Source organism: Pseudomonas sp. NFX1 (assembly GCF_051123555.1).
Classification (GTDB): Bacteria; Pseudomonadota; Gammaproteobacteria; order Pseudomonadales; family Pseudomonadaceae; genus Aquipseudomonas; species Aquipseudomonas capeferrum.
The window spans coordinates 4,779,069-4,791,571 of record NZ_CP169366.1 but is presented as its reverse complement, the minus strand read 5'-3'; the positions used below and the strand labels follow the sequence as shown (position 1 = coordinate 4,791,571).

The window sequence follows — 12,503 nt, the reverse complement described above, 5'->3', positions numbered from 1 at the left end:
TTGCGCCGCCCACCATGGTCCAACCCCTTAGGCCTTTGCTGTACAGGACACGCTTACCTTGAGATTGCAGCGAGCTCTGCCGCTTCTGCTGACGCTATTGTGCGGCCTCGCAGGCTGCGCAAGCGTCGACATCCCCCGCGAAGTCAGCCAGGCGCTGCCGGCCAAAGACTCAGCCTTCGGTCGCTCGGTGCTGCGCCAGGCAGCGCCCTACGAGGGCCGTTCGGGCTTTCGTTTGCTACCCAACAGCAACGAGGCGTTTCGCGCGCGCGCCGAGCTGATCCGCAACGCCCAGGCCAGCATCGACCTGCAGTACTACATCGTTCATGACGGCCTCAGCACCCGTGCGCTGGTCCATGAACTGTTGCGTGCCGCCGACCGCGGCGTGCGCGTGCGCATTCTGCTCGACGACACCACCAGCGACGGCCTGGACACCATCATGGGTACCCTCGACGCCCACCCGAACATCCAGATTCGCGTCTTCAACCCGCTGCACCTGGGGCGCAGCACCGGGGTGACGCGCGCGGTGGGCCGCTTGTTCAACCTGTCGCGCCAGCACCGGCGCATGCACAACAAGCTGTTCCTGGTGGACAACAGCATGGCCATCGTCGGCGGGCGCAACCTGGGCGACGAATACTTCGATGCCGAACCCAACCTCAACTTCACCGACATCGACCTGCTGGGCGTGGGCCCGGTGGCCGAACAGCTGGGCCACAGTTTCGACCAGTACTGGAACAGCGCCCTGAGCCGCCCCATCGGCGATTTCCTCTGGCGCCAGCCCGATGCCCACGACCTGCACGCCAGCCGCCATCGCCTGGAGGTTTCCCTGGCCGAGGCGCGTACGCGACGCAAGGCCTTGTATGACCGCTTGATGGCCTACCAGTCGCAGCCGCGCCTGGATGTGTGGCGCAACGAGTTGATCTGGGCGCACAGCCAGGCCCTCTGGGATGCGCCGAGCAAGGTCCTGGCCAATGACGAGCCAGACCCGCAACTGTTGCTGACCAAGCAACTGGCCCCCGACCTGAACAATGTTCGCCACGAGCTGATCCTGGTGTCGGCGTATTTCGTGCCCGGTGAATCGGGCTTGCTGTACCTGACCCACAACGCCGATGCCGGCATCTCGGTCAAACTGCTGACCAACTCGCTGGAAGCGACCGACGTACCCGCAGTGCACGGCGGCTATGCGCCGTATCGCCGAGCGCTGCTCGAACATGGTGTGAAGCTGTATGAGTTACGCCGCCAACCGGGTGACCCGAGTGCCGGGCGCTTGAGCTTCCATGGCGGTTCGGATTCGAGCCTGCACAGCAAGGCGATCGTGTTCGACCGGCGCAAGACCTTCATCGGCTCGTTCAACTTCGACCCGCGATCAGTGCTGTGGAATACCGAAGTCGGGGTGCTGGTGGACAGCCCGGAACTGGCCGAATACACGCGCGCGCTGGCAGTGCAGGGTATGGCCCCGGCGCTGAGCTATCAGCCGCAGTTGCGGGACGACAAACTGGTGTGGGTGACTGAAGAAGACGGCAGGCAGCGGATACTGACGTCGGAGCCTGGCGGGATGTGGCGACGGTTCAACGCCTGGGTCAGCAAGGCCGTCGGCCTTGAAAAAATGCTGTGATCGCAGCCCTGTAGGCGCGGCCTTGCCGGGGCGCCGGACCGGGCGGAAAGGGCCGCAAAGCGGCCCCATACATGCTCAAGCCGAAGCCGGCTCGAAAGCCCCCCGCCGCCGAATCAACACCACCAACCCCGCCGCCCCCACAGCCATCAGCAACGGCAACGCATGCCCGCTGATCCACTGGCTGCCGGCCCCCGCCAACAGCGGCCCAAGCAGGCAACCAATGCCCCACAACTGCGCCACGTGGGCATTGGCCCGCACCAGCGCATCATCCCGATAGCGCTCGCCGATCAACACCAGCGACAAGGTGAACAGGCCACCGGCACTGGCCCCGAACAGCACCCACAGCGGCCAGATCACCGGCGTGTGCAGCAACAGCGGAATCGCCAGGCTTGAGCACAGCAAGGTCACCGCACAACCGCTGAACAGGGTGCGCCGCGACATGCGGTCGGCCAATGCGCCGATGGGCAATTGCAGCACCGCATCGCCCACCACCACGGTGCTCACCATGAACAGGGCAATCTCGGTAGTGAACCCTTGCTGCAGGCAGTAGACCGGCAGCAAGGTCAGGATCATCGCCTCGAACGAAGCGAACAGGGCAATCGCCCAGGCGATCACCGGCAGGCGCCGGCAGAAGGCGAACAGGTCGCGGAAGGTGACGCTGTACGCTTCGGTGGTCGGCGCCCCGCCGCGCCCCAACAGCACCAGCGGTGCCAGCAACAGCAAGCCGGTCGCGGCCCAGAAACCGAAGTCGTCGTCCGAGCCGAGAAAGCCCAGCACCAATGGCCCGGCCAGCTGGCTCAAGGCATAGCTGCTGCCATACAGCGCCACCAGCCGGCCCCGCCATTGCTCGACCACCAGCTGGTTGATCCAGCTTTCGCCAAGGATGAACACCACGGTCAGGGACATGCCGATCAGCAGGCGCAGAGCCAGCCAGAGCGGGTAGCTGGGCAGCAGCGCCAGCAGGCCGATCGACAGCGCACCGCCCCACAGGCACAGGCGCATCGCCGAGGGCACGCCGACCCAACCGGCCAGGCGGCTGGCCAGGCTGGCGCCCAGCAATACGCCCAAGGCAGGCATGGCGGCCATGACGCCGATGGCAAAACTGCCGTAGCCCCACCCTTCCAGGCGCAGGGACACCAGCGGCATGCTCACGCCGAGCGCCAAGCCGACACTGAGTACGGATGCCAGTACGGCGAAGTAGGTGCCCCAGCGCATGTGTTCTTCCTGTTGGATTTTCTTGGGCCCACTCGCGGAACAAGCCCGCCCCCAAAATCTCACCACCGAGATTCTGAAATCAGTGGTGAGCCTGTGGGAGCGGGCTTGCCCCGCGAATGGGCCGCAGCGCGGCCCCAGCGATTTACAGCTTGATCCAGGTCGCCTTCAGCTCGGTGTACTTCTCCAGCGCATGCAGCGACTTGTCACGGCCGTTGCCCGACTGCTTGAAGCCGCCGAACGGTGCGGTCATGTCGCCGCCGTCGTACTGGTTGACCCAGACACTGCCAGCGCGCACGGCACGGGCGGTCTTGTGGGCCTTGGAGATGTCCGAGGTCCAGATGCCGGCGGCCAGGCCATACGGCGTGTCGTTGGCGATGGCGATGGCTTCTTCGGCAGTGTCGAAGGTAATCACCGACAATACTGGGCCAAAGATCTCTTCCTGGGCGATCTTCATGGCGTTGGTCACGCCGTCGAAGATGGTCGGCTCGACGTAGGTGCCGCCGGTCTCTTCGAGGATGCGCTTGCCACCAGCCAGCAGTTTGGCGCCGTCCTTGTGGCCGGCGTCGATGTACGACAGCACGGTGTTCATCTGCTGGGTGTCGACCAGCGCACCGACGGTGGTCTGCGGGTCCAGTGGGTTGCCTGGCTTCCAGCCTTTGAGGGCCTCGACCACCATAGGCAGGAAGGTGTCCTTGATCGAACGCTCGACCAGCAGGCGCGAGCCCGCGGTGCAGACTTCGCCTTGGTTGAACGCGATGGCGCTGGCGGCGGCTTCGGCGGCAGCTTGCAGGTCTGGCGCGTCGGCGAAGACGATATTCGGGCTCTTGCCACCGGCTTCCAGCCAGATGCGTTTCATGTTCGATTCGCCAGCGTAGATCATCAGTTGCTTGGCGATCTTGGTCGAACCGGTGAACACCAGGGTGTCGACGTCCATGTGCAGGGCCAGGGCCTTGCCCACTGTGTGGCCGTAGCCTGGCAGCACGTTCAGCACACCGGCCGGGATGCCGGCTTCGATGGCCAGCTGGGCGATGCGGATGGCGGTCAGTGGCGATTTCTCGGACGGCTTCAGGACTACCGAGTTACCGGTGGCCAGGGCTGGGCCGAGCTTCCAGCATGCCATCAGCAGCGGGAAGTTCCACGGCACGATGGCGCCGACCACACCCACCGGCTCACGGGTTACCAGGCCGAGCTGGTCATGCGGCGTCGGCGCGACTTCGTCGTAAACCTTGTCGATGGCTTCGGCATTCCAGTGCAGGGCTTGTGCCGCACCTGGGACGTCGATGCTCGAGGAATCGCCGATCGGCTTGCCCATGTCCAGGGTTTCGAGCAGCGCCAGCTCTTCGACGTTCTTGCGCAGCAGGTCGGCGAAGCGGATCAGCTTGGCCTTGCGCTTGGCCGGCGCCAGGCGCGACCAGACACCGGAATCGAAGGTGGCGCGGGCGTTCTCGACAGCACGGTTGGCGTCGGCCAGGTCGCAGCTGGCGACCTTGGCCAGGAAGCGTCCGTCGACCGGGCTCAGGCACTCGAAGGTTTCACCGGATGCGGCGTCGGTGTATTCGCCGTTGATGAAGGCACGGCCTTCGATCTTCAGTTGCTGGGCACGTTGTTCCCAGTCCGCACGAGTCAGGGTGGTCATACGAAACTCCTCCTCTTGTTTAGGTGCAACGCCGCACTGAGGACTCACTGGCGTTGTCAGAATTCTGGCCGGGCGACGAGCGCACACGGGCAAGCGATACCCTAAACCAGGCTGTGTAAACTATCAATATATTTGACACGAAAGGCCTAAACGCCTACTGATGTTCATTTTATTAAACAACAACAGGAGCCGCACCATGAGCATCGCCAGCATCATCGACTTCGCCCAGGTTCTTACCGAGGCCGAACGCTACCGTCCCGCGGCAGAGAAAATCCTCAAGGGCGAGCCGGACCAGGCCGTCTACAACCACTACGCCAGCCCGTGCGGCCAGTTCGCCGCGGGCGTCTGGGAAGGTGAAGTCGGCCAGTGGACGGTCAGCTACACCGAACACGAGTACTGCGAGATCGTGCTGGGTGTTTCGGTGCTGCGTGACCAGGACGGCGGCGCCAAGACCCTGCGTGCCGGTGATCGGTTCGTCATCCCGGCAGGCTTCAAGGGCACCTGGGAGGTGCTGGAGCCTTGCCGCAAGATCTATGTGATGTTCGAGCAGAAATAAGCGGCGCCTTTAGCGTAGCCATAAAAAAACCCGCGTCCTTTCGGATGCGGGTTTTTTTCAGGTCGCCGATCAATTACTTGATCTTGGCTTCCTTGTACACCACGTGCTTACGAACAACCGGATCATATTTCTTGATCTCGATTTTGTCCGGGGTGGTGCGCTTGTTCTTGTCGGTGGTGTAGAAGTGGCCGGTACCGGCACTCGAAACCAGACGGATCAATTCACGCATGATGTTCTCCCTTAAACCTTGGCGCCAGCTTTACGGATGTCAACCAGAACGGCGTCGATGCCGCGCTTGTCGATGATACGCATGCCCTTGGCGGAAACGCGCAGACGCACGAAACGCTTCTCGGACTCAACCCAGAAACGGTGGTGCTGCAGGTTCGGCAGGAAACGACGACGGGTTTTGTTGTTTGCGTGGGAAATGTTGTTCCCGGTTACTGGACCCTTACCAGTAACTTGACAGACTCTCGACATGACTCAGCCCTCTAAAACCACATGCCCAACCCGGCATGGGTTGGCCGCTTAATCTCTCAGTCTTTGGCGCCAGGCGCCGTGATTCTGGAGGTCTTATCGACCGGATCCGCTGATGCGACAGGCCGAGCCCCTAGAAAAGAGCGCTGCTTTATACCAGAAAGACTCGACTGCAACAACATATGATGAATATTGACACGACGCCGAGTGCGCCGGGGCAGCATAGCGGCAGGCCCCGGCAGGCGTCGACCACTCGTCGCCGAATTTGTAAAAAAGGGTGTGGTCATTTGCAGGCGGGCGCACTAGGGTAGGACGTTTCCAGACTGCACTGGCAGATGGGCCACTGACAGCCAAGGAGTCACGATGCGTGCCGCCGCCCTTTCCCTCTTGTTCACCTCACTGTTTACCGCAGGCGTCACCCAGGCAGCCGCGCTGAGTGTTTGCAGCGAAGCCAGCCCCGAAGGTTTCGACGTGGTCCAGTACAACTCGCTGACCACCACCAACGCCTCGGCCGACGTGCTGATGAACCGCCTGGTGGAGTTCGATGCGACCCAGGGCAAGGTGGTACCCAGCCTGGCGGCGAGCTGGACGGTGTCGGCCGACGGCCTGATCTACGATTTCAAGCTGCGCGATGACGTGAAGTTTCACACCACTGCCTACTTCAAGCCGTCCCGCGCGCTGAACGCCGACGATGTGCTGTTCAGCTTCCAGCGTATGCTCTACCCGGCGCACGCCTGGCACAAGACCGCCCCGGGCGGTTACCCGCACGCACAATCGCTGCAACTGGGCAGCCTGATCAAGTCGATCGACGCCCCTGAACCGCAGACCGTGCGCTTCACCCTGGCCCACCCGGATGCCACGTTCCTGGCCACCCTGAGCATGGGCTTTGCCTCGATCTATTCTGCCGAATATGCCGACAAGCTGCTCAAGGCAGGCACCCCGGAAAAGCTCAACAGCCAGCCGATCGGCACCGGGCCGTTCGTCTTCCAGCGCTTCCAGAAAGACGCCGTGGTGCGCTACCGCGCCAACCCCGACTACTTCGCTGGCAAGCCTTCAGTCGACCCGCTGATCTTCGCCATCACCACCGATGCCAACGTGCGCCTGCAGAAGCTCAAGCGCAACGAATGCCAGGTCGCCTTGTCGCCCAAGCCCCTGGATATCGCTGAAGCCAGCAAGGATGGCAGCCTCCAGGTCGCCAGCACGCCGGCCTTCATGACCGCCTTCGTCGCCATCAACAGCGCACACCCGCCGCTGGACAAGCCAGAGGTGCGCCAGGCCATCAACCTGGCCTTCGACAAGCAGGCCTACCTCAAGGCCGTGTTCGAAGGCACCGCGACGGCCGCCAACGGCCCCTACCCGCCCAACACCTGGAGCTACGCCAAGGACTTGCCTGGCTACCCCATGGACCTGAAAAAGGCCAAGGCCCTGCTGACCAAGGCAGGCCTGCCAGAGGGTTTCAGCACCACGATCTGGACCCGCCCGTCGGGCAGCCTGCTCAACCCCAACCCCAGCCTTGGCGCGCAGATGCTGCAAGCCGACCTGGGCAAGATCGGCATCAAGGCCGAGATCCGGGTGATCGAATGGGGCGAGCTGATCCGCCGCGCCAAGGCCGGCGAGCATGATTTGCTGTTCATGGGCTGGGCGGGGGACAACGGTGACCCGGATAACTTCCTGAGCCCGCAGTTTTCCTGTGCTGCAGTGAAATCAGGGACCAACTTCGCGCGGTTCTGCGACAGCCGCCTTGACCAGTTGATCAATGCTGGCCGCACCACCAACGACCAGAGCGTGCGCAGCCGGCTGTACCAGCAGGCGCAGACACTGATCCAGCAGCAGGCACTGTGGGTGCCGCTGGCGCACCCCACAGCGGCCACCTTGCTGCGCCAGGGGGTCGAGGGGTACCAGGTGAGCCCGTTCGGGCGGTTGGATTTCAGCAAGGTTTCGGTGACCCGCTGAGGGTGTAGCTGCCCGTGCCGGCCTCTTCGCGGGTCAAGCCCGCTCCCACAGGTACTTCACTGTTCTCAAGGGCAGTGACATACCCGCGAAGAGGCCGGCACAAGCACCGCAGCACCTAGGCAACGATCCACCCCTGCTCCACCATCGACAACGGCTCGCCGTCACCCACGATGACGTGGTCGAGCACTCGCACATCGATCAGCCCTAGCGCTCGCTTGAGCGCTAGTGTCATGTGCACATCATCCTGGCTTGGCTCGCTGTTGCCCGACGGATGGTTGTGGCACAAGATCAACGCCGCCGCGTTGTGCAGCAACGCCCGGCGCACCACTTCCCGCGGGTAGATACTGGCCCGGTCGATCGTACCCCTGAACAGGATTTCGAACGCCAGCGGCCGGTGTTTGGTATCCAGAAACAAGCACCCAAACACCTCACTGGCCTCATGCCGCAGCATGGCCTTGAGGTAACGCCGCACCGCCACCGGGCTTTCCAGCGCAGGTGTGCGCTCGATACCCTCATCCAGGTAACGCCGGCCAATCTCCAGCAAGGCCTGCAACTGGGCGTACTTCACGGGGCCGAGGCCAGGCTCGCGCAAAACGGCTTGGCGATCGGCATCGAGCAACTGCCTCAGGCCGCCAAAGCGCACCAGCAACCCTCGCGCCAGGTCCATCACATTGCGCCCAGCAACCCCCGAACCCAGCAGCACAGCCACCAGCTCGGCATCCGACAACACCGCTACGCCACGCGACAGCAGCTTCTCCCTCGGCCGTTCTTCAGCCGGCCATTCCCTGATACTCATCCCTGCTCCTTGGTCCTGCTGCGGCACGTTTGGGCCCTGTGTTAATCTAGTTCGCCTCGTACATGCGACGTTCTGCCGCAGGCAGTTCTTGTCGCCGCCCGCTTTCACTGGAATAAGGCAAAAGCCTATGCAGCGGCTGTATCACAAGCGCATCGTTCTCGGCGTCGGTGGCGGCATTGCCGCCTACAAAAGCGCCGAGCTGATCCGCCGACTCCTGGAGCACGGCGCGCAGGTGCGCGTCGTCATGACCCGTGGCGGTGCAGAGTTCATCACCCCGCTGACCCTGCAGGCGCTGTCCGGCCACCCGGTGCACATGGACCTGCTCGACCCCGCCGCCGAAGCGGCCATGGGCCATATCGAGCTGGCCAAGTGGGCCGACCTGGTGCTCATTGCCCCTGCCACTGCCGACCTGATGGCGCGTATGGCCCAGGGCATGGCCGACGACCTGCTGACCACCCTGATACTGGCCACCGACGCCACCGTTGCCGTGGCTCCGGCCATGAACCAGGCCATGTGGCGCGACCCGGCCACCCAGGCCAACCTCGACCTGCTCAAAAGCCGCGGCATCCAGGTATTCGGCCCGGCTTCCGGCAGCCAGGCATGTGGCGACGTAGGCCTTGGCCGCATGCTGGAAGCCACCGACCTGGCCTGGTGCGCCGCCGAAAGCTTCAAGCGCCAGACGCTGACCGGTAAACACGTGCTGATCACCGCCGGCCCGACCCAGGAAAACATCGACCCGGTGCGCTACATCACCAATCATAGCTCCGGGAAGATGGGCTTTGCCCTGGCCGAAGCGGCCGCCGAGGCCGGTGCTCGGGTGACCCTCGTCACCGGCCCGGTGCACCTGCCCACGCCCGACCGGGTCAACCGGATCGACGTGGTCAGCGCGCGCGACATGCTCGCGGCCTGTGAAGCGGCCATGCCCTGCGACCTGTTCATTGCCTCGGCAGCCGTCGCGGACTACCGGCCAGAGGTCGTTGCCGCGCAAAAACTCAAGAAAGATCCTACGACCGGCGACGGCATGCTGCTGCAGATGGTGCGCAATCCCGATATCCTTGCAACCATTGCTGGCCGTAGCGACCGCCCGTTCAGTGTCGGCTTCGCCGCCGAGACCGAACACCTGCTCGATTACGCCACACGCAAGCTCAAGGACAAGAACCTCGACCTGATCGTCGCCAATGATGTGGCCAACCCCAGCATCGGCTTCAACAGCGAAGAAAACGCCTTGACCGTGATCGATCGCCAGCAGCACCAGACCCTCTTTGCGCAGACCAGCAAGGGCAAGATCGCCCGGCAACTGGTCGCCTTCATCGCCGAACGGCTCAACCAGGTTCAATAAGTTACATGCACGCTCTTCAAGCCAAGATCCTCGACCCACGCCTGGGCACCGAATTCCCCCTGCCGCAGTACGCCACCCCGGGTTCCGCCGGGCTGGACCTGCGCGCCCTGCTCAAGGAGGACACCGTCCTCGAGCCGGGCCAGACCCTGCTGATCCCCACCGGCCTGTCGATCTACATCGGCGACCCAGGCCTGGCGGCCATGATCCTGCCGCGCTCGGGCCTGGGCCATAAGCACGGCATCGTGCTGGGCAACCTGGTCGGCCTGATCGACTCGGACTACCAGGGCGAGCTGATGGTGTCGTGCTGGAACCGCGGCAACACCCCATTCACCATCGCCATTGGCGAGCGCATCGCCCAATTGGTGCTGGTGCCGGTGGTGCAGGCGCATTTCGACATCGTCGAGGCCTTTGACGAAAGCCAGCGTGGCACTGGCGGTTTCGGCCACTCCGGCAGCCACTGAGCCGACAGCTGACCGTTCAGGCCAAGGATGGCGAACTCTCTGGCGAAACCACCGTCCAAGCGTTCAGTTTGCGCCTGCCCAGACAGCCTTTGACTAATGGAGCTTCCAGAGATGAACGAAATGGCCCAGCTGGTCCCCGCACTGCCGGACAGCATTTTCCGCGCTTATGACATTCGCGGCGTGGTCGGCAAGACCCTCCACGCCGAAACCGCCTACTGGATCGGCCGCGCCATCGGCGCCCAGACCCTCGCCCAGGGCGAGCCACAGATCGCTGTCGGCCGCGATGGCCGCCTGTCTGGCCCAATGCTGGTCGAGCAGTTGATCAAAGGCCTGGCCGACGCCGGTTGCCAGGTCAGCGACGTCGGCCTGGTGCCGACCCCGGCGCTGTATTACGCCGCCAACGTGCTGGCCGGAAAATCGGGTGTGATGCTGACCGGCAGCCACAACCCGTCGGACTACAACGGCTTCAAGATCGTCATCGCCGGCGACACCCTGGCCAACGAACAGATCCAGGCCCTGCTGACCCGCCTGAAAACCAACGACCTGACCCGTGCCGAAGGCAGCGTGCAGAAGGTCGAGATTCTCGAGCGCTACTACCAGCAGATCATCGCCGACGTGAAGCTTTCGAAAAAGCTCAAGGTGGTGGTGGACTGCGGCAACGGCGCGGCCGGCGTCATCGCCCCGCAACTGATCGAAGCCCTCGGCTGCGAAGTCATCCCGCTGTTCTGCGAGGTCGACGGCAACTTCCCCAACCACCACCCGGACCCGGGCAAGCCAGAAAACCTCGAAGACCTGATCGCCAAGGTCAAGCAGACCGGTGCCGACATCGGCCTGGCCTTCGACGGCGACGGCGACCGCGTGGGCGTGGTGAGCAACACCGGCACCATCGTCTACCCCGACCGCCTGCTGATGCTGTTTGCCCAGGATGTGCTGTCGCGCAACCCGGGCGCCGAGATCATCTTCGACGTCAAATGCACCCGTCGCCTGACCCCGCTGATCGAACAGCATGGCGGCCGCGCGCTGATGTGGAAGACCGGCCATTCGCTGATCAAGAAGAAGATGAAAGAGACTGGCTCGCTGCTGGCTGGCGAGATGAGCGGGCACATTTTCATCAAGGAGCGCTGGTACGGTTTCGACGACGGCATCTACAGTGCCGCACGCCTGCTGGAGATCCTCAGCAAGGCCGACCAGGACGCCGAAAGCCTGTTCGCGGCGTTCCCGAACGATATTTCCACGCCGGAAATCAATATTGATGTGACCGACGAGGGTAAATTCAGCATCATTGATGCACTGCAACGCGACGCCGACTGGGGCGCGGCCAACCTGACCACCATCGACGGTGTGCGGGTCGACTATGCCCACGGCTGGGGCCTGGTACGCGCCTCCAACACCACACCGGTGCTGGTGCTGCGATTCGAGGCCGACAGCGACGCCGAATTGCAACGTATCAAGGATGTTTTCCGCGCCCAGTTGCTGCGGGTTGCCCCTGAGCTGCAACTGCCGTTCTGACCGACTATCTGTTCCTTACAGGAGCCCTGCATGACCCTCGATCGCGATGCCGCTTCCCATGTAGCCGAAGTTTTGTCCGAAGCACTGCCTTACATCCGCCGCTTTGTCGGCAAGACACTGGTGATCAAGTACGGCGGCAACGCGATGGAGAGCGAGGAGCTCAAGACCGGCTTCGCCCGTGACATCGTGCTGATGAAGGCTGTGGGCATCAACCCGGTGGTGGTCCACGGTGGTGGCCCACAGATCGGCGACCTGCTCAAGCGCCTGTCGATCGAAAGCCACTTCATCGACGGCATGCGCGTCACCGACTCGGCGACCATGGACGTGGTGGAGATGGTGCTGGGTGGCCAGGTCAACAAGGATATCGTCAACCTGATCAACCGCCACGGCGGCAGCGCCATCGGCCTGACCGGCAAGGACGCGGAACTGATCCGCGCCAAGAAGCTGACCGTAAGCCGCCAGACGCCGGAGATGACCACCCCGGAAATCATCGACATCGGCCATGTCGGCGAAGTCGTGAGCGTGAACACCGACCTGTTGAACATGCTGGTCAAGGGCGACTTCATCCCGGTGATCGCGCCGATCGGCGTCGGTGCCAATGGTGAGTCGTACAACATCAACGCCGACCTGGTGGCGGGCAAGGTGGCCGAGGCGCTGAAAGCCGAGAAGCTGATGCTGCTGACCAACATCGCCGGCCTGATGGACAAGCAGGGCCAGGTCCTGACCGGCCTGACCACCGAGCAGGTCAACGAACTGATCGCCGACGGCACCATCTACGGTGGCATGCTGCCGAAGATCAAGTGCGCACTGGATGCGGTGCAAGGTGGCGTGAACAGCTCGCACATCATCGACGGTCGCGTGCCGAATGCGGTGCTGCTGGAGATCTTCACCGACAGCGGTGTGGGCACCCTGATATCCAATCGCAAGCCACGCTGATTCATCAGGCGGCCAG

11 protein-coding genes and 1 pseudogene are annotated in these 12,503 nt (G+C 63.4%); 7 read left to right on the top strand and 5 right to left on the bottom strand.

The genetic code is table 11. The features are described from left to right. The first annotated feature begins 58 nt into the window (after positions 1-58). A complete protein-coding gene (locus DJ563_RS21585; protein ID WP_274100332.1) occupies positions 59-1,612 on the top strand; it encodes a phospholipase D family protein in 1,554 nt (517 codons plus the stop codon). A gap of 75 nt (positions 1,613-1,687) precedes the next feature. On the opposite strand, the gene DJ563_RS21580 is transcribed toward DJ563_RS21585, so the two are convergent. Both DJ563_RS21580 and DJ563_RS21575 read right to left on the bottom strand, forming a co-directional pair. After that, positions 1,688-2,827: an MFS transporter gene (locus DJ563_RS21580; RefSeq protein ID WP_274100331.1), complete on the bottom strand. Its 1,140-nt coding sequence runs from the start codon at positions 2,825-2,827 to the stop codon at positions 1,688-1,690. Between the two features lie 142 nt (positions 2,828-2,969). Beyond that, positions 2,970-4,463: an aldehyde dehydrogenase gene (locus DJ563_RS21575; RefSeq protein ID WP_033702292.1), complete on the bottom strand. Its 1,494-nt coding sequence runs from the start codon at positions 4,461-4,463 to the stop codon at positions 2,970-2,972. A 196-nt stretch (positions 4,464-4,659) separates the two neighbouring features. Between DJ563_RS21575 and DJ563_RS21570 the strand changes: the two genes are divergently transcribed. Further along, entirely contained in the window at positions 4,660-5,019 is a 360-nt protein-coding gene (locus DJ563_RS21570) for a cupin domain-containing protein (protein ID WP_434518310.1), read from the top strand. A 73-nt stretch (positions 5,020-5,092) separates the two neighbouring features. On the opposite strand, the gene rpmG is transcribed toward DJ563_RS21570, so the two are convergent. Then, positions 5,093-5,248 carry a 50S ribosomal protein L33 gene (rpmG, locus tag DJ563_RS21565; protein WP_003253507.1) on the bottom strand — a complete coding sequence of 52 codons (156 nt, stop codon included), beginning with the start codon at positions 5,246-5,248 and terminating at the stop codon, positions 5,093-5,095. Between the two features lie 11 nt (positions 5,249-5,259). Further along, complete coding sequence (rpmB, locus tag DJ563_RS21560) at positions 5,260-5,496, bottom strand: 50S ribosomal protein L28 (protein ID WP_003253504.1); 237 nt, start codon at positions 5,494-5,496, stop codon at positions 5,260-5,262. Between the two features lie 360 nt (positions 5,497-5,856). Between rpmB and DJ563_RS21555 the strand changes: the two genes are divergently transcribed. Further along, on the top strand, positions 5,857-7,446 hold the full coding sequence (locus tag DJ563_RS21555; protein ID WP_434518309.1) for an ABC transporter substrate-binding protein: 1,590 nt from the start codon (positions 5,857-5,859) through the stop codon (positions 7,444-7,446). 115 nt (positions 7,447-7,561) lie between these two features. Here DJ563_RS21555 and radC read toward each other — a convergent pair whose 3' ends face one another. Then, entirely contained in the window at positions 7,562-8,242 is a 681-nt protein-coding gene (radC, locus tag DJ563_RS21550; RefSeq protein ID WP_033702300.1) for a RadC family protein, read from the bottom strand. Between the two features lie 127 nt (positions 8,243-8,369). On the opposite strand from radC, the gene coaBC reads away from it, so the two are divergent. The 4 genes and pseudogenes from coaBC to argB all read left to right on the top strand — a co-directional run bounded on the left by coaBC (position 8,370) and on the right by argB (position 12,487). After that, positions 8,370-9,581, top strand: coding sequence for a bifunctional phosphopantothenoylcysteine decarboxylase/phosphopantothenate--cysteine ligase CoaBC (coaBC, locus tag DJ563_RS21545; protein WP_033702301.1), 1,212 nt, complete (start codon positions 8,370-8,372; stop codon positions 9,579-9,581). Between the two features lie 5 nt (positions 9,582-9,586). Next, on the top strand, positions 9,587-10,042 hold the full coding sequence (gene dut / locus DJ563_RS21540; RefSeq protein WP_027592160.1) for a dUTP diphosphatase: 456 nt from the start codon (positions 9,587-9,589) through the stop codon (positions 10,040-10,042). A 135-nt stretch (positions 10,043-10,177) separates the two neighbouring features. Next, positions 10,178-11,551 (top strand): annotated as a pseudogene (locus DJ563_RS21535) (phosphomannomutase/phosphoglucomutase); the annotation flags it as partial. Positions 11,552-11,581: 30 nt separating this feature from the next. Beyond that, on the top strand, positions 11,582-12,487 hold the full coding sequence (gene argB, locus DJ563_RS21530) for an acetylglutamate kinase (RefSeq protein ID WP_274099845.1): 906 nt from the start codon (positions 11,582-11,584) through the stop codon (positions 12,485-12,487). The last annotated feature ends 16 nt before the right edge of the window (positions 12,488-12,503 follow it).

What these genes read in the sequence shown, in the direction of transcription:
- DJ563_RS21580 (WP_274100331.1), bottom strand. Translation starts at nt 2,827, where the DNA reads ATGCGCTGGGGCACCTACTTCGCCGTACTGGCATCCGTACTCAGTGTC.
- DJ563_RS21575 (WP_033702292.1), bottom strand. Translation starts at nt 4,463, where the DNA reads ATGACCACCCTGACTCGTGCGGACTGGGAACAACGTGCCCAGCAACTG.
- DJ563_RS21570 (WP_434518310.1), top strand. Translation starts at nt 4,660, where the DNA reads ATGAGCATCGCCAGCATCATCGACTTCGCCCAGGTTCTTACCGAGGCC.
- rpmG (WP_003253507.1), bottom strand. Translation starts at nt 5,248, where the DNA reads ATGCGTGAATTGATCCGTCTGGTTTCGAGTGCCGGTACCGGCCACTTC.
- rpmB (WP_003253504.1), bottom strand. Translation starts at nt 5,496, where the DNA reads ATGTCGAGAGTCTGTCAAGTTACTGGTAAGGGTCCAGTAACCGGGAAC.
- DJ563_RS21555 (WP_434518309.1), top strand. Translation starts at nt 5,857, where the DNA reads ATGCGTGCCGCCGCCCTTTCCCTCTTGTTCACCTCACTGTTTACCGCA.
- radC (WP_033702300.1), bottom strand. Translation starts at nt 8,242, where the DNA reads ATGAGTATCAGGGAATGGCCGGCTGAAGAACGGCCGAGGGAGAAGCTG.
- coaBC (WP_033702301.1), top strand. Translation starts at nt 8,370, where the DNA reads ATGCAGCGGCTGTATCACAAGCGCATCGTTCTCGGCGTCGGTGGCGGC.
- dut (WP_027592160.1), top strand. Translation starts at nt 9,587, where the DNA reads ATGCACGCTCTTCAAGCCAAGATCCTCGACCCACGCCTGGGCACCGAA.
- argB (WP_274099845.1), top strand. Translation starts at nt 11,582, where the DNA reads ATGACCCTCGATCGCGATGCCGCTTCCCATGTAGCCGAAGTTTTGTCC.